The 19,316-nt window shown below is 68.7% G+C and carries 18 protein-coding genes; 9 read left to right on the forward strand and 9 right to left on the reverse strand.

The genetic code is table 11. From position 1 onward, the window contains the following. Positions 1 to 8: 8 nt before the first annotated feature. A complete protein-coding gene (locus tag C8D78_RS15315; protein WP_120954716.1) occupies positions 9 to 878 on the reverse strand; it encodes a DUF4031 domain-containing protein in 870 nt (289 codons plus the stop codon). 169 nt (positions 879 to 1,047) lie between these two features. On the opposite strand from C8D78_RS15315, the gene C8D78_RS15320 reads away from it, so the two are divergent. Genes C8D78_RS15320 through C8D78_RS15335 form a run of 4 tightly spaced genes read left to right on the forward strand, consistent with a single transcriptional unit; the run spans position 1,048 to position 4,193 of the window. Then, the gene (locus C8D78_RS15320; protein ID WP_120954717.1) at positions 1,048 to 1,458 is read left to right on the forward strand and encodes a TOBE domain-containing protein; all 411 of its coding nucleotides are present in this window, start codon (positions 1,048 to 1,050) and stop codon (positions 1,456 to 1,458) included. Continuing rightward, positions 1,455 to 2,276, forward strand: coding sequence for a molybdate ABC transporter substrate-binding protein (modA, locus tag C8D78_RS15325; RefSeq protein ID WP_120954718.1), 822 nt, complete (start codon positions 1,455 to 1,457; stop codon positions 2,274 to 2,276). Before C8D78_RS15320 ends, modA begins: the two co-directional genes overlap by 4 nt. A 7-nt stretch (positions 2,277 to 2,283) precedes the next feature. Next, positions 2,284 to 3,147: an ABC transporter permease gene (locus C8D78_RS15330; protein WP_120954719.1), complete on the forward strand. Its 864-nt coding sequence runs from the start codon at positions 2,284 to 2,286 to the stop codon at positions 3,145 to 3,147. Further along, on the forward strand, positions 3,144 to 4,193 hold the full coding sequence (locus C8D78_RS15335) for a sulfate/molybdate ABC transporter ATP-binding protein (protein WP_120954720.1): 1,050 nt from the start codon (positions 3,144 to 3,146) through the stop codon (positions 4,191 to 4,193). The genes C8D78_RS15330 and C8D78_RS15335 overlap by 4 nt, the downstream gene beginning before the upstream one ends. 204 nt (positions 4,194 to 4,397) lie before the next feature. Here C8D78_RS15335 and C8D78_RS15340 read toward each other — a convergent pair whose 3' ends face one another. Continuing rightward, on the reverse strand, positions 4,398 to 4,889 hold the full coding sequence (locus tag C8D78_RS15340) for a carboxymuconolactone decarboxylase family protein (protein ID WP_120954721.1): 492 nt from the start codon (positions 4,887 to 4,889) through the stop codon (positions 4,398 to 4,400). Between the two features lie 834 nt (positions 4,890 to 5,723). Between C8D78_RS15340 and clpB the strand changes: the two genes are divergently transcribed. After that, positions 5,724 to 8,381: an ATP-dependent chaperone ClpB gene (gene clpB, locus C8D78_RS15345; RefSeq protein ID WP_120954722.1), complete on the forward strand. Its 2,658-nt coding sequence runs from the start codon at positions 5,724 to 5,726 to the stop codon at positions 8,379 to 8,381. Positions 8,382 to 8,539: 158 nt separating this feature from the next. On the opposite strand, the gene C8D78_RS15350 is transcribed toward clpB, so the two are convergent. Continuing rightward, entirely contained in the window at positions 8,540 to 9,331 is a 792-nt protein-coding gene (locus tag C8D78_RS15350) for a septum formation family protein (protein ID WP_147429616.1), read from the reverse strand. A 291-nt stretch (positions 9,332 to 9,622) separates the two neighbouring features. On the opposite strand from C8D78_RS15350, the gene C8D78_RS15355 reads away from it, so the two are divergent. Both C8D78_RS15355 and C8D78_RS15360 read left to right on the forward strand, forming a co-directional pair. Then, entirely contained in the window at positions 9,623 to 9,856 is a 234-nt protein-coding gene (locus C8D78_RS15355) for a DUF3073 domain-containing protein (RefSeq protein WP_120954724.1), read from the forward strand. 256 nt (positions 9,857 to 10,112) lie between these two features. Further along, positions 10,113 to 10,895 (forward strand): VOC family protein, encoded by a 783-nt coding sequence (locus C8D78_RS15360; RefSeq protein WP_120954725.1) that lies wholly within the window; start codon positions 10,113 to 10,115, stop codon positions 10,893 to 10,895. Positions 10,896 to 11,067: 172 nt separating this feature from the next. Here C8D78_RS15360 and purM read toward each other — a convergent pair whose 3' ends face one another. The 3 genes from purM to C8D78_RS15375 form a co-directional block, all read right to left on the reverse strand. Next, complete coding sequence (purM, locus tag C8D78_RS15365; protein ID WP_120954726.1) at positions 11,068 to 12,240, reverse strand: phosphoribosylformylglycinamidine cyclo-ligase; 1,173 nt, start codon at positions 12,238 to 12,240, stop codon at positions 11,068 to 11,070. Next, positions 12,237 to 13,895, reverse strand: coding sequence for an amidophosphoribosyltransferase (gene purF / locus C8D78_RS15370; protein ID WP_120954727.1), 1,659 nt, complete (start codon positions 13,893 to 13,895; stop codon positions 12,237 to 12,239). Before purF ends, purM begins: the two co-directional genes overlap by 4 nt. Before the next feature lie 63 nt (positions 13,896 to 13,958). Further along, complete coding sequence (locus tag C8D78_RS15375) at positions 13,959 to 14,330, reverse strand: hypothetical protein (protein WP_244208433.1); 372 nt, start codon at positions 14,328 to 14,330, stop codon at positions 13,959 to 13,961. A gap of 100 nt (positions 14,331 to 14,430) precedes the next feature. Between C8D78_RS15375 and C8D78_RS15380 the strand changes: the two genes are divergently transcribed. Further along, positions 14,431 to 15,279 (forward strand): class I SAM-dependent methyltransferase, encoded by an 849-nt coding sequence (locus C8D78_RS15380; protein WP_120954728.1) that lies wholly within the window; start codon positions 14,431 to 14,433, stop codon positions 15,277 to 15,279. Positions 15,280 to 15,623: 344 nt separating this feature from the next. Here C8D78_RS15380 and C8D78_RS15385 read toward each other — a convergent pair whose 3' ends face one another. Together C8D78_RS15385 and bcp are read right to left on the reverse strand one after the other, a co-directional pair. Further along, a complete protein-coding gene (locus C8D78_RS15385) occupies positions 15,624 to 16,571 on the reverse strand; it encodes a type IV toxin-antitoxin system AbiEi family antitoxin domain-containing protein (RefSeq protein WP_120954776.1) in 948 nt (315 codons plus the stop codon). 331 nt (positions 16,572 to 16,902) lie between these two features. Continuing rightward, positions 16,903 to 17,382 (reverse strand): thioredoxin-dependent thiol peroxidase, encoded by a 480-nt coding sequence (gene bcp, locus C8D78_RS15390; protein ID WP_120954729.1) that lies wholly within the window; start codon positions 17,380 to 17,382, stop codon positions 16,903 to 16,905. A 374-nt stretch (positions 17,383 to 17,756) separates the two neighbouring features. On the opposite strand from bcp, the gene C8D78_RS15395 reads away from it, so the two are divergent. Then, a complete protein-coding gene (locus tag C8D78_RS15395; RefSeq protein WP_120954730.1) occupies positions 17,757 to 18,659 on the forward strand; it encodes a serine hydrolase in 903 nt (300 codons plus the stop codon). A 131-nt stretch (positions 18,660 to 18,790) separates the two neighbouring features. Here the strand turns inward: C8D78_RS15395 and C8D78_RS15400 are convergent, their stop codons facing one another. After that, positions 18,791 to 19,288, reverse strand: a complete 498-nt coding sequence (locus tag C8D78_RS15400; RefSeq protein ID WP_120954731.1) for a peroxiredoxin — start codon at positions 19,286 to 19,288, stop codon at positions 18,791 to 18,793. Between the last annotated feature and the right edge of the window lie 28 nt (positions 19,289 to 19,316).

Here is a 19,316-nt window from a genome sequence, read left to right on the forward strand (position 1 = left end):
CCTGCCGGTTACGCGAGCTCGCCTTGGAGGTTCCGGCGGGCCGCCTCCATCCACAGTTCGCGGCCGCGGTCGGTATGGAAGAGCGGATCAAGCTGCAGCAGCCGGCGGACCACCGCGGCGCGGCCGGCGGCGAAGTCGGCGTCGCCGATGTGCGCGAAGTCTTCCCTGACCGCGGCCCGGTAGCGGGCGTAAGCCTCCGGGGCCCCGCCAAGGACGGAGAGATCGGCGTCGCTGAGCAGGGCGCCGGCGTCGTCGCCGGGCTCCGGGCAGTGGTCCGCCGTCAGCAGCACCAGGCGCACCACCTCGTCCACCTCGGCGGCAGGAAGGTCTGCATGCCGGAGCCGGTCCTGGGCCAGGCGGGCCGACTCGTCCTCGTCCTGGCCTGCGACGCCGCGGTAGACGGCGTCGTGGAACCACGCGGCCAGGACCACGTGCCGGGGCGCGCCGGCCGGCTCGCACAGCCGGTCCAGAGCCTCCAGCACGGCCAGCAGATGGGTGCGGCCGTGGTATTTCCGGTTCTCCTCGCCCCAGCGGTCCATCAGATCCAGGAAGAGGGCGTCGTGGCCCGGCAGCGTCTCGTTCCAGCGGTTCAGGAGCGGGACCCGGAGGGCCTTTCCACGTCGTCGGGCCGGGATTCGAAGGCCGCTCGCAATCAGCTTGCGGACCAGGACCCGGCCTTCCACGGGGATGGCCCCGGCGGTCACCAGGGCCGCGTGCCGGGACTCGGGAACGTCATAATGGTCGCCGTCGAACGCCCGATCGGGGATGCCGGCAGCGGCAGCGAAGGCGTGCAGCTCATCAAGCGAGGTGTCGGACACCAGATGGGAAAAGTGCGTTCCGTGGGCAGGCCAGAGAGGGGGATCGACATAGACGGCCATGGTGGAAGTCTAACGCCGCCCGCGGCACGCGGGGCCGGGCCGCGGGCATCTGCGCGCTGCGGACCGGGCCACGCAGCGACGGTTGTCCCGGCGTCGTCAAGCTGCCTCAGGGTTGTTTATGCGGTAAATAATCCGTTCCAAAACCGCAAATGAGGATTATCATGGAGATATGCCTAAGATTCGCATCTCCGAAGCAGCCCGCTTCCTCGGTGTCAGTGACGACACCGTCCGGCGCTGGACCGAGCAGGGAAACCTCACTGCGCTCAAGGATGACTCCGGCCGTCTGGCCGTAGACGGGTTGGAGCTCGCACAGCTGGCCCGGGAACAGGCCCAGCTTCCGGAGGACCCTGCCCGGGTGGGCAGCTCCGCCCGGAACCGCTTCGTCGGACTCGTCACGGCGATTACGGCGGACACCGTGATGGCACAGGTCGAGCTCCAGTGCGGGCCCTTCCGGGTGGTGTCCCTGATGAGCAGCGAGGCCGTTCGTGATCTGGGACTGGAACTCGGTTCCGTCGCAACCGCCGTGGTGAAAGCCACCACCGTGATCATCGAGACCCCCAAAGGAAAGGCCGTCATATGAAACTGCCGCGCAGGCTCACCGCTCTGATCGCCGCCGCCACGGTCTCCATTGTCCTTGCTGCGTGCGCGGGAGCGCCCGGCAGCGGAGCGGGCGCGGCATCGGGCACCGGCGGCTCAACGTCAGGCGCGGGGGAGGCCAAGCCCACCGGAACCCTGACGGTCTTCGCCGCGGCCTCGCTGAAGGCCACCTTCACGAAGCTCGCCGCCGAGTTCGAGGCGGCGAACCCGGGCACCAAGGTGGCTCTGAGTTTCGCCGGCTCCTCCGATCTCGTCACCCAGATCAGCCAGGGAGCCCCCGCGGATGTCATCGCTTCGGCGGACACCAAGAACATGGCCAAGCTCGCCGACGCCGGACTCCTGGACGGTCCCGCCAGGAACTTCGCCACCAACGTCCTCGCGATCGCCGTCCCGCCGGCCAACCCGGCATCGATCGCCTCGTTCGCCGATCTTGCCCGTCCCGGGGTCCGGGTGGTGGTGTGTGCCGGCCAGGTCCCCTGCGGCGCCGCGGCCGCCGCCGTCGAAAAATCCACAGGCGTGACGCTGAAGCCGGTCAGCGAGGAATCCTCTGTCACCGACGTCCTGGGCAAGGTCACCTCGGGCGAGGCCGACGCCGGACTCGTGTACGTCACGGACGTCAAGACCGCCGGCGACAAGGTAAAGGGAATCCCCTTCGCCGAGGCGGGCCAGGCAGTCAACACCTACCCCATCGCCACGGTGGGCGCCAGCAAGAACAAGGACCTGGCGGCGGCCTTCGTGGCGTTGGTCACCGGCGCGGCGGGCAAGAAAGTCCTGGGCGACGCCGGGTTCGGCACGAAGTGAGTCGCGGATGAGGCACGGTTACCAGGGCATCCCGCGCTGGATCTATGTCCTCGCCGCGGCAGGCGCCGTATTCGTCCTGCTGCCCTTGGCCGCCGTCGTCGCGAAGGTCAACTGGCCCCAGTTCCTGCCCCTGGTCACCTCCGAATCGTCCCTCACGGCCCTGGGGCTGAGCCTGCGGACCGCCGCGGCCAGCACCGCGCTGTGCATCGTGCTGGGCGTCCCGCTTGCTCTCGTCCTGGCCCGCGGGCAGTTCCGCGGGCAGCGGCTGCTCCGTTCCTTCGTGCTCCTGCCGCTGGTCCTGCCGCCCGTCGTCGGTGGCATCGCGCTGCTCTACACCTTCGGCCGGCAGGGGCTGCTCGGGCGATCGCTCGAACTGGCGGGCATCCAGATCGCCTTTTCGACCACGGCCGTGGTCCTGGCTCAGACCTTCGTCGCCCTCCCGTTCCTGGTGGTGAGTCTCGAAGGCGCCCTGCGCTCGGCCGGCAGCCGGTACGAGGCCGTCGCGGCGACGCTCGGCGCCCGCCCCACCACGGTGCTGCGCCGGGTGACCCTCCCGCTGGTGCTGCCCGGGCTGGCGTCCGGCGCCGTGCTCTCGTTCGCGCGCAGCCTGGGCGAGTTCGGCGCCACGCTCACGTTCGCCGGGAGCCTGCAGGGCGTCACCCGCACCCTGCCGCTGGAGATCTATCTGCAGCGCGAGACCGACGCCGACGCCGCCGTCGCATTGTCACTCCTACTTGTCGCGGTGGCTGTCGCCGTCGTCGGACTGTCCTACCGGGGTCCGGGAGCGGCCGCCGCGCGTGGCTCCGGCGCGGCGCCGCGCACCCCGCGCGCAGGTTCGGCGGAGCCCGCGCTGGAGCCGGTGGCACGGTGAGCGTCCGCATCAACGCCGCCATTGCCGCCCGCGGCTTCGACGTCTCCGTGACCCTGGCGCCGGGGGAAACCCTGGCCGTGCTCGGTCCCAACGGGGCCGGCAAATCCACACTGCTTTCCGTCATGGCGGGCCTGCTGCGCCCGGACACCGGCAGCGGCGAGGTGGACGGCAGGGTCCTGTTCCAGCTCGGTGCCGGGGCGAACACCTGGACCGCTCCCCACCGCCGCGGCACCGCCCTGCTGGCCCAGGAGCCACTCCTGTTCCCGCACCTGAGCGTGCTCGACAACGTCGCCTTCGGACCCCGGAGCGCCGGCGTGGGCAAGGTGGCGTCCAGGGAAACCGCGAGACGCTGGCTGGCCGAAGTCGACGCCGCGGAGCTCGCCTCCCGGCGACCCGGCGAGCTGTCCGGCGGCCAGGCGCAACGGGTGGCCGTGGCGCGTGCGCTGGCGGCCGACCCCGACGTCCTGCTGCTGGATGAACCCATGGCGGCCCTGGACATCCATGCCGCGCCGTTGCTGCGCCGGCTGCTCAAGCGGGTCCTCGCCGGGCGCCGCGCCGTCATTGTCACCCACGACATCCTGGACGCGTACATGCTCGCGGACCGGGTGATTGTGCTGGAGGAGGGCCGGATCACCGAGGAAGGCCCCGTCCGCGAGGTGCTCCGGCGCCCGCGCAGCCGCTTCGCCGCCGGTCTTGCCGGACTGAACCTGGTGGCGGGAACCGTGACCGCCGCCGGCGTCCGTTCGGCCGAGGGGCTGGAATTCGCCGGCCAACATGATGATCCGCTGGTCCCCGGGCAGGCCGGAGTGGCCGCGTTTCCGCCGTCGGCGGTGTCCGTCTTCCTGAGCGAGGCCCATGGCAGCCCGCGGAACTCGTTCCGGGTAAGGCTCACGGATCTAGAGCCGCACGGGGACCAGATCCGGGTCCGCGCCGGCGACCTGTCGGCTGACATCACGCCCGCCGCCTCCGCGGACCTTGGCCTGGCGCCGGGGCTGGAGGCCTACTTCGTGGTCAAGGCCGCGGCGGTGTCGATCTACCCGGCGTAGCGTGGGCGCAGCCCCGGGGCGCTGGGCCTGGGTTTCGTCCTGGAGCGACGGACGGGCGGGGCGGATTGCCGGACGAGCTGGGCGGGGCTGAGTGGCCGGCCGGGTGATTCGCCGGGGAGCGGGGCGGGGCTGACTGAGTGCCGGACGGGGTGGGCCTGACTGAGTGCCGGGCGGGCTGGGCGGGAGTGCGGCTCTGTGGCGAGGTTAGTCGCCGGCGGCGCGAACGGGGTGCTGGCTGACGATCGAGACCCGGTTGAACGCGTTCATCGTGATCGCCAGCCAGCTGACCGCGGAGAATTCCTCCGGCGTCAGGTGCTTCCGCGCCTGGGCGCCCTCATGGTCTCGGGTGCGGGCGTCGGCGATGGAAGTGATCGCCTCGGCCAGAGTCAGTGCAGCCCGTTCCTTTTCGGAGAAGAGCGTGGTGTCGCGCCAGGCGGAGAGGACAGCCAGACGCTGGGCCGACTCGCCGCCCTTGACGGCATCGCCCACGTGCAGGTCAAGGCAGTAGGCGCAGCCGTTGATCTGCGAGATGCGGACGTTGAGCAACTCGATGAGCTTGTCGTCCAGTCCCGCGTCCTCGGCCGCTTCCTTGGCTTTGAGCCCAAGCCCGTTCAGTGCGCGCCAGGCCGCCGGGTGCTGCTTGTCCAGGAATACACTCCGGTGCTCGGGATTTTGCGGTGCGGACGACTCATTCATGGGTTCCACAATACCGACGAGTTTCGGTCCGGCCCGGAGCGTCGCGTGACAATGCTTGTCAAACATGTGACAAGCTTTCGGGGTGGGAGTGTTTGGCTCGGTGGCCGGTTCCTTGGGGGACCCGGCCGCCGTGCCGCTCCTTCGTGGGGCCGCGTTTCGCCTACTGAGCCCAGTCAGAGCTTGCTGCGCAACATTCCCTGGCCCCGGCCCCGCGCAGGGCATGTCCAGCTCCTGAGCCCGTCAGTGGACATGTCCAGTGGTCAGGCCCGACTACGGGGAGCATGTCCAATGGCCGGGCGCGTTGCTGGGGGATATGTCCAGCCTTCAGTCCCAGGAGTGGACATATGGGGATTATGTCCAATGGCTCGGACCGGGGGAGGGAATGTCGCCTTGTCCGGCTTGGCGGCGGGGAGCATGTCCAATCTTCAGGTCCTGGCGCCGGCTCGGCGGCGAACATGCCCGGTCGTACAGGGTCGGCGGAGGGCATGTCCGGAGCGGGGCCGTTCCTGGCGTCAAGTCCGATGCATGTATGCATTTTGACGCCCAGAAGCAGGGGACATGCTCATTCTTGGCGCCCACATGCTCATTCTTGGTGCCCATGGACACGGGACATGTCCATTCCTGGTCTCAGGCAAAGGGCATGGTGGGATTATGTCCAGTCCTCGCGGCCGGGGAGGGGCATGTCCCGGGGGTCCCGTGCCGCGAGGGCTGCGGGGAGTCCGGCCCTAGACAGCCGTTTCGCCGTCGGCAAACATGGACCAAAAGGAACCCGCCGTAAAGTTGAGCGGAGTAGACTCAACTTTAGTATCAGCATGTTCCCGGAAGGAGCTCTCTTTGGACGCCAAATTCACCACCAAGAGCCAGGAGGCTCTGGCGGCAGCCGCAATGAACGCCTCGACGGCGGGGAATCCCCAGCTTGAACCCGCCCACCTGCTCAAGGCGCTCATGGACCAACGCGAGGGTGTCGCCGTCGCGCTCCTCCGCGCCACGGGGACGGACCCAGATTCCGTCAGCGTCCAGGCCAGCAGCGCCATCAAGGCCCTTCCGTCCACCTCCGGCAGTTCGGTGCAGCAGCCGCAGCTGTCCCGCACTGCCCTGCAGGCCATCAAGAACGCCCAGAACGAGGCCGAGCGGCTCGGAGACACCTTCGTCTCCACCGAACACCTGCTGCTGGGGCTCGCCTCCGGAAGTGACGCCGTCGGCAAGCTGATGCGAGACTCCGGCGCCTCCCACGAGGCCCTCCTCGCCGCGCTGCCCGGTGTCCGCGGCGACCGCAAGGTGGACAATGCCGATCCCGAGAACACGTTCCAGGCGCTGGAGAAATACGGCACCGACCTCACCGCGATTGCCCGCTCCGGCAAGCTGGACCCGGTGATCGGCCGCGACGCCGAGATCCGCCGCATCATCCAGGTGCTGAGCCGCCGGACCAAGAACAACCCAGTCATCATCGGTGAACCCGGCGTGGGCAAGACCGCCGTCGTCGAGGGACTTGCCCAGCGGATCGTGGCCGGCGATGTCCCCGAAAGCCTGCGCGGCAAGACCCTGATCGCCCTGGACCTTGCCTCGATGGTGGCCGGGGCGAAGTACCGCGGTGAATTCGAGGAGCGGCTCAAGGCCGTCCTGGAGGAAATCAAGAGCTCCGAGGGCCAGATCGTCACGTTCATCGACGAGCTCCACACCGTCGTCGGGGCCGGCGCGACCGGGGACAGCTCCATGGACGCCGGCAACATGCTCAAGCCCATGCTGGCCCGCGGCGAGCTGCGGCTGATCGGCGCCACCACCCTCGACGAGTACCGCGAGAACATCGAAAAGGATCCTGCCCTGGAACGCCGCTTCCAGCAGGTCTTCGTCGGCGAGCCGAGTGTGGAGGACACGATCGGCATTCTGCGCGGCCTCAAGGAGCGCTACGAGGCGCACCACAAGGTTTCCATCTCGGATTCCGCCCTGGTGGCCGCCGCCACGCTATCCAACCGGTACATCTCCGGCCGGCAGCTGCCGGACAAGGCGATCGACCTGGTGGACGAGGCGGCGTCCCGGCTGCGGATGGAAATCGACTCCGCACCGGAGGAGATCGACCAGCTGCGCCGCCAGGTGGACCGCCTGACCATGGAGGAACTGGCCCTTGCCGGCGAGACCGACCCCGCCTCGGTGGAGCGGCTGGCGGCCCTGCGCGCGGACATGGCGGACAAGAAAGAGGAGCTCGCGGCCCTCAACGCCCGCTGGGAGGCCGAGAAGGCCGGCCTGAACCGGGTGGGCGACCTGCGGGCCAAGCTCGACGAGCTCCGCTCCGCGGCCGACAAAGCCCAGCGTGAAGGCGACCTCGAAACGGCGTCCAGAATCCTCTACGGCGAGATCCCCGCGCTGGAGCGGGAACTGAACGCCGCGGCCGAGGCCGAAGCGGCCGTGCCCGACAAGTCCGGCCAGATGGTGGCCGATGAGGTCACCGCGGATGACATCGCCGAGGTGATCTCGGCGTGGACCGGCATCCCGGCCGGGCGCATGCTGCAGGGCGAGAGCCAGAAGCTCCTGAACATGGAAGAGGTCCTGGGGGAGCGGCTGATCGGCCAGAAGAAGGCCGTTGCCGCGGTCTCCGACGCCGTGCGCCGCGCCCGCGCCGGGATCAGCGATCCCAACCGGCCCACCGGTTCCTTCCTGTTCCTTGGCCCCACCGGCGTCGGCAAGACGGAGCTCGCGAAGTCCCTTGCCGACTTCCTCTTCGACGACGAGCGCGCGATGGTCCGGATCGACATGTCCGAATACTCGGAGAAGCATTCCGTGGCCCGGCTTGTCGGTGCGCCCCCCGGCTACGTCGGCTACGAGGAAGGCGGTCAGCTGACCGAGGCCGTCCGCCGCCGCCCGTACTCGGTGCTGCTGCTCGATGAAGTGGAAAAGGCCCACCCCGAGGTCTTTGACATCCTCCTGCAGGTGCTCGACGACGGCCGACTCACCGACGGCCAGGGCCGCACCGTGGACTTCCGCAACGTGATCCTGGTGCTCACCTCTAACCTGGGCAGCCAGTTCCTTGTGGATCCCAACCTCGACGCGGCGGCCAAGAAGAATGCCGTCATGGCGACCGTGCATGCCTCCTTCAAGCCGGAGTTCCTGAACCGGCTGGACGAGGTGGTGCTGTTCGATCCGCTGAGCGTGGAGGAGCTGTCCCGGATCGTGGAGCTGCAGGTCAAGGAGCTGGGCGAGCGGCTCAAGGGCCGCCGGCTGAACCTTGAAGTTACCGAGGGCGCCCGCGCCTGGCTGGCGGTCACCGGCTTTGATCCCGCCTACGGCGCCCGGCCGCTGCGCCGGCTGGTGCAACGCGAGATCGGCGACCGGCTGGCCCGGGCCATCCTGGCCGGCGAGATCTCCGACGGGGACACGGTTGTGGTGGACACCGCGCCGGACCTGATGGAACTCACCATGGGCGGCCATGACGCCACCGACCGGCCCGACGGCGGCGCCTCCACCGGCACCGGCCTCTCGGTCCGGCGCAAGGACTAGCCGCCGGCAGCAGTGTCGCGCCAGCGTCCGCCGGCAGCCGGGTTCGTCCCGGCTGCCGGCGCGCTAACGCCGTCGTGCGTCGGAACTTGCGGGCGCCGTGGGTACTGCCGGCGCGCTACGACGCCCGGGGATTGATAAGGCCGAAAGGCCGCGCAAACCTACGGGAGCAAGGACTCCATGATGACGTTGCCGGCATCCGTCACGGCGTAGCAGTCGACGCGGCGGTCGCCCTTGCCCCAACTGCTCGAGCTCGGGTACGCCAGCTTGTAACTCAGCGCGTAGGCGCCAGCCATGTCCGTCAGCGGCGCGGCTTTGCAAGCATCGCGCGCCTTCTGTTGAAGCATTTCCCGGCCGGGGTAGGAGTCCGCACCCGCGTACTTCACCACGGCGACCAGTTGCGCCGAGTGGCCGGTGGTGCAGTCCACGATGGTGGACTGCTGGGCATCCGGATCGAAGTCCTTGAAGCAGTCACGCAACTGGAAGTCCATCGGGCTGACCCCCTCCAGCGGCAGGCTTCCCCGGCCGGCCGCGGACGACGCCGAACCCGACGCCGCTGCGGGGGCCGGGCCGCCGTCCGCGGACGACCGGGTACTGCCGGCGAATGAGGCCACCGCCAGCCACACCAGAAGTACGAGAGCGATGAGCGCCGCCGCAGCCACGCCGAGCCGCTTGCGCCCCTGGCGGCGGATGCGGCGGACCAGCGGGCGTATGCGGATCGAGAGTGCGGTGATGATGCCGGAGACTGCGAGGCCCGGGCGCGTTGCGGCCGGAGGCTTGAGGCCCCAGGGCGTCCCGGTCCGGTGCTCATCCGGGGGCGCAGCCGGAGGGGCCGCCGGAGAGGGCCCGGCCGGGTAACTGTCGGCTTCAATAACGGGCAGGGCGGACGTCGGCAGCCTCGAAGGCGGCGGCGGGACGGACCAGCCGCCGCGCCTTGGATTCTCTTCGGTCACTGAGAATTTCACCACTTCCGTGCATCTTGGCCGGGGCTGGAGGCCCGGCGTCGTGGCCCGTTTCCGGGGGCACACCACGAAACTCTATCGAACAAGCCCGGCGCGGCGCATGCGCGGCGGGCCGTGGCCCGTCCGCCGGAAGCGCCACACTGTCCACAGGGCGCGGGCCGGCAAGCAGTCGGGGCCGAAAGCATGTAATCTAGGTGTACGACAAATTGACCAAACATTCCGGGGCCTCACCGATCGCCAAAGGTGACCACCTCCGGTCCAAGTACAAAAGGGGGTCACGCCATGGGGCGCGGCCGTCAAAAGGCAAAAGCTACCAAGCAGGCTCGGGACATCAAGTACTACTCCCCGAACACTGACTATTCGGCCCTTCAGCGCGAGCTCACGGGCCCGGGAAGTCGTGCCACGAACCACTTTGCGGATGATCCGGTCGAGCCGGATTACTCGGCGTATGTGGATAAGTACGCGGACGATTTGGAAGACGACGACGACGAGGTTGACTCCCGTCGGATAGGTTAGTCGACGCATCCTCCCGGCAGTTTCTTCGGGAGGATCCTTCCGGCACTGCGGTGCCAGCCAAAGATTTTCAGGCCGTCGGCCACACCTGTCTCAGGCGTGGCTGGCGGCCTTTCTTGTGCCACCGGGCGAATACCGGGCGAATACTCGGCACGCCAGCGGCCCGCGCCGTCGGTGTAGTTGTCACCGGCTGGACCTCGGGCTAGGTTGATCGTGCCGGATTCTCCCGGACACCACCCGCCGGCCCGGAAGGACTGCCATGACCATTCGCACAGGATTCGCCGAGGGCGAGCTCTGCTGGACCGATCTCCAGACCAGCGACGTGGGGGCAGCCAAGGCCTTCTACGCGGAGGTTTTCGGCTGGCGGTACGAAGACTTGCCCACCCCGGACGGCCGCAGCTACGCGAAGGCATACCTCGGTGGGGATCTGGTGACGGTGATCGCCCCGCAGACCGCGGAGCAGGAATCCTCGGGCGACCCGGGACGGTGGAATGTTTACTTCGCAGTTGACGATGCCGGTGATCTGGCCGCCGAGCTGGCCCACTCCTCCGGGCGCCTCGACTTCGGCCCGGAGCAGGTCGGCGACACCGGCATCATGGTCTTCTTCGCCCCGCCCGGCGGCGGAACCACCGGGGCTTGGCAGGCGGGCACCCATTTCGGCGCCGCCCGGGACCAGGAAGCCGGCGCCCTGGCCTGGGCCGAGCTCCTGACGCCGGACCCCCAGGCCGCCGTCGGGTTCTTCCAGCACATCCTCGGGCACGACGTGACCGAATACCCCCAGGACGACGGCGGCACCTACACCACGCTCATGGTGAACGGCGCCGAGGTGGCCGGGATCGCCCGGGTCCCAGGCGATGCACAGGACACCCTCCAGCCCGGGTGGCAGGTCTATTTCGGCGTCTCCGACGTCGCGGCAGCGGTTCAGGCCGCGGTGGCCGTGGGCGGCGTCGTGCTGATCGAACCCGAGGAGGCCGGGGAAGCCGGCAGCATCGCCACGCTCCAGGACCCGCAGGGCGGCGTGTTCAACCTGTTGGAGGTCTAGGGCCGCCGCTTAAACCCATCGAGTGCTCCCCAACCGCCGTTTCCTGGTCTCCAAACGGCGGCTGGGCCCACTCCGGCGAGGCCCCTGCCTGAGCCTGCGAGGGCTGGGAGCCGGTGGGGACTTGGGAGGCTAGGGTGCCGGTGGGGAGCACTCGATGATGGTGCGGGCGGGATCAGGCGTAGGCGTTGACCAAACGGACGGCGCCGCCGTCGACGCCCTTGGCGCCCTGGACGTAGTCCGGGCCGGTCTTGACGATCGAGTCCGAGTTCTCCTGGACCGTGCCCATGATCCAGGACGGCAGGCCGCGGTCGTTGAGCCGGTTCACGGCGGCGTCCGCGGCCTCCGGGGAAACAATGGCGACCATGCCGACACCCAGGTTCAGGGTGCGCTCAAGGTCGGCGAGCGGGACGTTGCCGAGCTCGGCGACCAGCTTGAAGATGGCCGGGAGCTCCCAGGTGGAGCGGTCCACGGTGGCCAGCAGGCCCTGCGGGAGGACGCGGGCGAGGTTGGCCGCGAGTCCGCCGCCGGTCACATGGCTGAAGCCGTGGACAGCCTTGCCGCCAGCGGCGGAGCCGTTGACCGGGAAGGTGCGGGCCAGGTCCAGGCAGTCCGCGGCGTAGACGCGGGTGGGCTCGAGGAGCTCCTCGCCCAGGGTGCGGCCGAGTTCGGAGACATGGCGTTCCAGGGCCCAGCCGGCGTGGTTGACCACGCGGCGGACCAGGGAGTAGCCATTGGAGTGCAGGCCGGAGGAGGCCATGCCGATCACGACGTCGCCGGCGCGGACACGGTCCGGGCCCAGCAGAGCGTCGGCCTCGACCACGCCGGTGGCGGCACCGGCGACGTCGTACTCGTGCTCCCCGAGCAGGCCCGGGTGCTCGGCGGTTTCGCCGCCCACCAAGGCGGTGCCGGCGACCGAGCAGGCGGCCGCGATGCCGCGGACGATGTCGGCGATGCGCTCGGGGACAACCTTGCCGCAGGCGATGTAATCGGTCATGTAGAGCGGCTCGGCGCCCACGACGACGATGTCGTCCACCACCATGCCGACGAGGTCGTAACCGATGGTGTCGTGGATGTCCATGGCCTGGGCGATTGCCACCTTGGTGCCGACGCCGTCGGTGGAGGTGGCCAGCAGCGGCCGCTTGTAGGTCAGCAGCCGGGAGACGTCGTAGAGCCCCGCGAACCCGCCGACGCCGCCGATCACTGAGGCGTTGTGGGTTGCCTTGACGGCATCCTTCATGAGCTCGACGGCGCGGTCTCCCGCTTCGACGTCGACGCCGGCGGAGGCGTAGGTGATGCCGGCGTTCTGGGCGGCATTCATGTCAGCGGCCGGGGAGGCGGAAGTCATACTGGCTCTTTCTTGTCGGCTGAGGTGACGCGGTCGGCATCGGTGAGCAGTTCTTCGAATTCGGAGTCCGGGCCCGGGTCGCAGCCGGTGGCGCCGGCCTTGGCGGCCGGGTCGTCCGCGATCGAGGTGCCGGGATCGGCGTCGGACGCGGCGGACGGTGCCGGCGCTGCCGTGGCGGGCAGCCCGCCGAGGTCCGTGCGCTCAAGCAGGTTCTTGCCGAGCTTGTCCGCGCCCGGCAGCTCGATCGGGTACTTGCCGGTGAAGCAGGCGGTGCACAGCCGTTCGCGCGGCTGCCGGGTGGCGCCGATCATGCCGTCTTCGGAGATATAGGCGAGCGAGTCGGCACCGATGGCCTGGGTGATTTCCTCGACGGTGGCGCCGTTGGCGATCAGTTCCGCGCGGGAGGCGAAGTCGATGCCGTAGAAACAGGGCCACTTGACCGGCGGGGAGGAAATCTTGATGTGGACGCTTGCGGCGCCGGCTTCCCGGAGCATCCGCACGATGGCGCGCTGGGTGTTGCCGCGGACGATCGAGTCATCCACCACCACGACACGCTTGCCGCGGATCACGGATTCGAGGGCATTGAGCTTGAGCCGGATGCCGAGCTGGCGCAGCGTCTGCGAGGGCTGGATGAACGTGCGGCCGACGTAGGAGTTCTTGACGAAGCCGTGCGCGAAGGGGATGCCGGATTCCTCGGCGTAGCCCACCGCCGCGGGGGTGCCCGATTCCGGCACCGGGATGACGATGTCCGCTTCCTGGGTGTTTTCGCGGGCCAGCTGGCGGCCCATTTCCACGCGGGATTCGTATACCGAGCGGCCCGCAATGGACGCGTCCGGGCGGGCGAGGTAGACATATTCGAAAACGCAGCCGGCCGGCGTCGCCTCGGCGAAGCGCTGGGAACGGACGCCGTCCTCGTCGATCGCGATGAACTCGCCGGGCTCGATCTCGCGGATGAAGCTGGCGCCGACGGTGGCGAGGGCGGACTGCTCGGAGGCCACCACCCAGCCGCGTTCCAGCCGGCCCAAGCAGAGCGGGCGGATGCCGTAGGTGTCGCGGGCCGCGTAGAGGGTGCCCTCATCCATGAAGACGAAGCAGAAGCCGCCCTTGATCTTGGGCAGCAGCTCCATCGCGGTCTGCTCAAGGGACTTGCCCTCTTCGCCCTCCAGGAGCGCCGTGACCAGCGCCGTGTCCGAGGTGTTGCCCTGCTTCATCTCGCCGCTGAGCTGGCCGCCGTTGCGGTCCTCGATCATCGCCTTGAGCTCGGCCGTGTTGGTCAGGTTGCCGTTGTGGGCCAGGGCCACGGTGCCCGTGGCGGTCGCGCCCAGGGTGGGCTGGGCGTTGGCCCAGTGGCTCGCACCCGTAGTTGAATAGCGGCAGTGGCCGACGGCCAGGTGCCCGGTCAGGGTGTTCAGCGTGGTCTCGTCGAAGACCTGGGAAACGAGGCCCATGTCCTTGTAGACGTTAATCCGCTTGCCGTCGCTGGTTGCAATACCAGCCGACTCCTGACCGCGGTGCTGCAGTGCGTACAGCCCGTAGTAGGTGAGTTTTGCTACTTCTTCACCGGGTGCCCAGACCCCGAAGACGCCGCATGCGTCCTGAGGGCCTTTTTCGCCTGGGAGAAGATCATGAGAAAGTTTTCCATCGCCGCGTGCCACTGGTCGATTATCTCACGATGTGCGCTAAGACTTTTCCGGCGGCCGGATTATGACCTGCCGCCCCTAGATGCGGTTCCCGTCGTCGTCGGCGTCGGAGACCGAATCGGGGACGGGTTCGACGACGGCGCGCTCGGCGCGGCGGACGCTGACCCGGTCCAGCACGAGAGCCGCCACGGCCCCCAGGATGACGCCGCCGGCTGCACAAAGAATCATGAAAAAGCCGAAAACGGAGCTGGCGTCGTAGCTGGCATCACCGGGGAGTGCAAAGGCGATGATGGCAGCCGCGGCCACGCCCACGAGGCCGCCCAGGATTAGGAACGGCACATACTTCGGCGCCCGGCGGACGGTGACCTCGCGCCGCGCCGGGACGCCGCCCGGGACCGGTTCCCCCAGGGGGTCGTTGCCTGCGGTGCCGGGGGTTTCATGGGAAGACATGCCGTTAAGCCTACTGCCCTTCGACTCATTGCCGGTGACCGATTCCCGGCGCAGACTAGGGGTGGGGAAAGGCTAGGTACAGACGAGCGAAGGAACCGCCATGTTAGCCTCGGCCGACCGTGTTCGCGAGGAGCAGCGCTTGCTCTGGGATGAGTTCTCGGCGGGCTGGAAGAAATGGGACGCTGAACTGCTCGGCTGGCATGCCCCGTTCGGGGACGCCCTGCTCCGGGAGCTCCGGCTTCGCCCCGACTCCACGGTGCTGGACGTCGCGGCCGGCTCGGGGGAACCCGCGCTCGATGTCGCGGCGCAGGTACCGGAGGGCCGCGTGGTCCTGGCCGACATTTCGGCCGGGATGCTGCGGGTGGCCGAAGAGAAGGCGTTGGCCAGGGGCCTGGACAACGTGGACTTTCAAGTGTGCGACTCGGCCGCCCTGCCGTTCGGTGACAACACGTTCGACGCCGTGTATTGCCGGTTCGGTTTGATGTTCTTTCCGGTGATGTCCGCGGCCATGCGAGAAATGGCGCGCACCGCCAAGCCCGGCGCCAGGGTGGGCGCCGTCGTCTGGGGGCGGGCCGCCCAGAATCCGTGGGCCAGCCTGATCCTGGGCACGATTGCCCGGCACAGCGAGCTGCCCATTCCGCCCGCAGGGAACCCCGGGCTGTTCCGCTGCGCACCCACCGGGTTCATGACCCGGATGTTCAAGGACGCCGGGCTCACGGAAGTGACCGAATATCAGGTCAGCACCGAGCTGGTGCATGAAACCCCCGAGAGCTACTGGGAGTTCATGACCGAAATTGCGACCACCGTGGCCATGGGGCTGGCCAAAGCCGACGACGAGTCGCGGGCCCTGATCCGCTCGGACGTGTTCGAGCTGCTGGGCCGGTATCAGCACGACGGCGCGATCCGGCTCCGGTCCACCGCCACGGTGGTGGCCGGGACCAAACCCTAGGCGGCCGCCTGCTGGGTTTCCGCGCCGTTTTCAGACGGGCGCACCGGTTTCAGACGGGCGCACCGGGGATCCGCGCCGCCCCCGTCCGGGTTCCGAGCCGTGGTCCGAAATCGTAGCGAGGATTGCCCGGCGTGGGGCCGGGGTCCGAGCTGGCCGGGTCCGAGCTTGGAACGGTGGTCCGAAATCGTAGCGGAAACTGCCCAGCGTGGGTCCCGGGTCCGAGCTGCCTGGGATCCGAGTTTGGAGCGGTGGTCCGGAATCGCAGCGAGGACTGCCCGGCGCAGCCCGGGATCCGAGACACCCCTGTCCGGGTTCGGAGCCGTCGTCGCGGAACCACCGCAGGATCAGCGACGGCACGACGGGAGTGTCTGGCGCGGAACACCCGCCGCAGCCAGGAATGCCGCAAAGGTTGCCGGGCTGGACAGCTCGGACCATGTCCAGCGGATCACGCGTCGGCCCGTGGCGCGGATCCTGTCCTCCCGGCGCTTCTCGTCGGTGAGGGCCTGAGCCGGTGTTCGGCCCTGGAGATACTCCGCTTTCCGGTACTTTACGAGGCCGTCGAATTCTCCGCACAGCTTCTCTTCGGCCCAGTCAAAGTCTGTGAATGCCACCAGCCCCCGCGCATCGCGGATTTCGACTTGAAGGAGGGGAACCCGGAAACCGAGCCGGTGCATCAGCGCGCGGCTTACCGATTCTCCGGGGGAGCCGGACGCGGGATCAGCAAACTTCAAGGCCATCCGGATTCGCCGGGCCGCGGCTTTGGAGTAGTTGCCGTCAATGCCAGCGTCCAGGTCCTCGCGGCTGACCGGTGCCAAGTTGTCAGGCTGTGACCGGAGGACGTGGTCGAAGACCGTGACGCCCTGCTCGAACGATTCGAAGGCTGCCAAGTCCAAGGCTGTCCGGACGCGGTCCGTGACCAGGAGCCCGCGATGTTCCTCGATCTGCGTCGAGTCAAAATCGACGAAATGACGCCGGACCCCGGCGCGCGAGCGTCCGCCGCCGGCGTCGGATGTGCAGGCCCGGACCACATGTTGATGGCCGAGCAGCGGCATGTCCCACAGAGCAGCGGACGACTGGCGGCAGAACACGGTGCGGCTCCTCAGCGTGGCGGCTGCCGCCCGGATGAGGACCGGATACCTGTCCCACGGCGTCAGCGCGTCCCATTCCCGTGCCCGTACGTAGACGCCCTGCCGGATACGCCGGAGCTGCCCCGATTTTGCCTGCCGCGCGAGGGTTCGGGCGTCCTGGCCGAGGCGTGCGAGATCGCTGCTGAGAATCAGTGGCAGTTCCATGTGCCGATCGTGGCCCCCGAGGCCGGACCGGACAACCGGCGGCGCCGCGGATGTGGACAACTTATCCGCGGTGTTCCGAGTGGCGCACCGATTTCGGACACGCGCACCGATTTCAGACGGGCGCAGGCAGGATCCGCGGCGCGGTTGTCTTATTCCGCTGCGGCGGTCTGAAAGCGTAGCGGAATCTGCCGGGCTGAAGCCGAAGCCGAAGCTGCGGCGGTCCGAAAGCGTAGCGGAATCCGCCGGGCTGAAGCCGAAGCCCGAGCCTAAGCTCCAGCCGAGCCGAAACCCGAGCCTCAGCTCCGCCCGGGCCTGACCCGGGGCCGCGCTGCTAGACGCCCAGCTCTTCCTTCAGCGCAGCGACGTGGCCCTGGGCCTTGACCTGGTACTGCGCGAGCTTCACCTTGCCCTCGGGGTCCAGCACCACGGTGGAGCGGACGATGCCCTCCGTGACCTCGCCGTGGATCAGCTTCTCGCCCCAGGCGCCGTAGGCGAGAGCCACGGCATGGTCCTCGTCGGCCAGAAGCGGGAAGGTCAGGGCGAAGTCGCCGGTGAAGTGAGCCAAGGCGTCCGGGGCATCGGGGGAGATGCCCAGGACTTCGTAGCCCGAGCCCTGCAGGGATGCCAGGTTGTCACGGAAATCGCAGGCCTCGGTGGTGCAGCCCGGGGTTGCGGCCTGCGGGTAGAAGTACACGATGACGTTCTTGCCGCGGTAGTCGGCGAGGGAGACCGGCTTGCCCTCGGCATCGGGCAGCGTGAATTCCGGGGCCGGCGTGCCGGGCTGGAGTTTGACAGTCGGATTGGCGCTCATGGTGATCCTTAGGGGGAGGGGACAACTGGTCTGTGGTGCACAACACCTGCGCCGAGGCCTGTATTCCGTCGGTTGCCGGCGGTGTGCCGGCGGTCCAACGGATGGTGCGACGGCCGGCGTTTGCGGCGTCTTTTGGGCGGAGGGTAGGGCGGTGTGACGGCGGTCCGGGAGAGCCGACTGTGTGTCGTTCAGCGTCCTCCTCAGCTCGGCAGCTGCGCCGGGTCTGGGCCGTCGTGACAGCCTCTTCATAGCTGATGCATAGGTGGGCTGGTTAAAGTCAGGCCTCTATGGACGATCACACGACACGAGAGCCACGCACCGGATCACGACGCGCGGGCACCGGCCGGGGGCGGGCGCCTCGCCGGGTCCGGGCCGTGATCCTCGCAGCCGTCGCCGCGGTGCTGGCACTCGCGCTGGCGACAGGGATTTACTCCTCCGCCCAAGCCCGCACGGCGGCGAATCTCGCGGCGGCGTCGGCCGCGCCATCAGCTCCGACGACGGCCCAGGCCAGCAACCCGGCCCCGGCGGGGCTGGACGCGGCGGCCCGAAAGTCTGCCCCGTCCCCGCCGGCCGGGTCCATCGACGCGGCGCTCGACGCAAAGGTCAATGCCATCATCGCGGCCAACAGCCAGTACCAGTTCGGCGTGGCGCTGGTCGATCTTTCCAAGGGCGCAGGCTCTGCGGACGCCCACGAATACGGTGTCCAGGAGAAGTTCGTGGCGGCCAGCACGGCCAAGGTCCTGGCAGCGGCGGCCTTCTACCATCTGGTCGAAACCGGGGATGCCAGCCTCGAGGACCCGATGGGGAGCTACACCGCCGGATTCCAGCTCCGGGAGATGATCCAGCAAAGCGACAACGACTCCTGGTCGCTGATCATGGATGCCGTGGGCCACGAGGAGCTGACGGAGTACGCGGCATCGCTAGGCGTGAGCTACGACCCCGAAACCAATACACTGACGCCGGCGGAAATGGCGACCATCATCTCCGGCGTCTACTCCGGCACGCTCCTGAACGCCGGGGACACCGCGCAGCTGCTGTCCTATATGCAGGACACCAACTACGAAACGCTGATTCCAGCGGCCGTTCCGGAGGGCATCACGGTTTTCCACAAGTACGGCCTCCTCGGCGATGAGCTTCACGATGCCGCGATCCTGGCCCAGGGCAGCACCGCCTACGCCCTCGTGATCTACACCAAGGGCCAGGATGAAAGCGACATTCCCGAACGCACCGAAGTGATCCATCAGCTGACGCAGGCCGTTGCGGGCGCCCTTTTTTAGGCCGCGCGTGAGGGCCCGTTCGGTGCCTTCGGAAATCCGCGGCGGAATCAGACCGCGGCACCGGGGATCCGCGGCGCCCCTGGCCGAAACCGTGGCGGAAAGCCGAAGGCGGTGGAGCAGTCGTCCGGCGCTTAGACGCCCAGCTCCTCCCGGAGGGCCCGCACGTGGCCCTCCGCGCCGACCCGGTACTGGGCCAGGAACACGTTGCCGTCCTGGCCCACCACAATTGTGGACCTGAGGGTTCCTTCGTGGACTTCGCCGTCCACCAGCTTCTCGCCCCAGGCCCCGTATGCCAGGGCTGTGGCGTGGTCTTGGTCCGCGAGCAGCGGGAAGGTCAGGGCATGCTCGGCCGCGAAGGCGGCCAGGTCCTCCCGTGCGTCGGGGGAGATGCCCAGGACCTCGAAGCCCGCACCTTGGAGTGCGGCAAAGCTGTCGCGGAAATCGCAGGCCTCCGCGGTGCAGCCGGGGGTGGCGGCGCGGGGGTAGAAGTAGATGATGACGTTCTTGCCGCGGTAATCGGACAGCGAAATCCGGCGCCCCGCGGAGTCGGGCAGCGTAAACCCGGGGGCCGGGGCGCCGGACTGCAGTCGGGTGGGGGCGTGCAGCTTGTTGGTTACGGTGCGTTGCATGAAGTTCCTTCCATCGAGGGGTCGGTGG

It is taken from the genome of Arthrobacter oryzae (assembly GCF_003634095.1).
Classification (GTDB): domain Bacteria; phylum Actinomycetota; class Actinomycetes; order Actinomycetales; family Micrococcaceae; genus Arthrobacter; species Arthrobacter oryzae.

Bases quoted from the DNA above. Each gene is read 5' to 3' on its own strand.
- C8D78_RS15315 (WP_120954716.1), bottom strand. From the start codon at position 878: ATGGCCGTCTATGTCGATCCCCCTCTCTGGCCTGCCCACGGAACGCAC.
- C8D78_RS15320 (WP_120954717.1), top strand. From the start codon at position 1,048: ATGCCTAAGATTCGCATCTCCGAAGCAGCCCGCTTCCTCGGTGTCAGT.
- modA (WP_120954718.1), top strand. From the start codon at position 1,455: ATGAAACTGCCGCGCAGGCTCACCGCTCTGATCGCCGCCGCCACGGTC.
- C8D78_RS15330 (WP_120954719.1), top strand. From the start codon at position 2,284: ATGAGGCACGGTTACCAGGGCATCCCGCGCTGGATCTATGTCCTCGCC.
- C8D78_RS15340 (WP_120954721.1), bottom strand. From the start codon at position 4,889: ATGAATGAGTCGTCCGCACCGCAAAATCCCGAGCACCGGAGTGTATTC.
- C8D78_RS15355 (WP_120954724.1), top strand. From the start codon at position 9,623: ATGGGGCGCGGCCGTCAAAAGGCAAAAGCTACCAAGCAGGCTCGGGAC.
- C8D78_RS15360 (WP_120954725.1), top strand. From the start codon at position 10,113: ATGACCATTCGCACAGGATTCGCCGAGGGCGAGCTCTGCTGGACCGAT.
- purM (WP_120954726.1), bottom strand. From the start codon at position 12,240: ATGACTTCCGCCTCCCCGGCCGCTGACATGAATGCCGCCCAGAACGCC.
- C8D78_RS15375 (WP_244208433.1), bottom strand. From the start codon at position 14,330: ATGTCTTCCCATGAAACCCCCGGCACCGCAGGCAACGACCCCCTGGGG.
- C8D78_RS15380 (WP_120954728.1), top strand. From the start codon at position 14,431: ATGTTAGCCTCGGCCGACCGTGTTCGCGAGGAGCAGCGCTTGCTCTGG.
- C8D78_RS15385 (WP_120954776.1), bottom strand. From the start codon at position 16,571: ATGGAACTGCCACTGATTCTCAGCAGCGATCTCGCACGCCTCGGCCAG.
- bcp (WP_120954729.1), bottom strand. From the start codon at position 17,382: ATGAGCGCCAATCCGACTGTCAAACTCCAGCCCGGCACGCCGGCCCCG.
- C8D78_RS15400 (WP_120954731.1), bottom strand. From the start codon at position 19,288: ATGCAACGCACCGTAACCAACAAGCTGCACGCCCCCACCCGACTGCAG.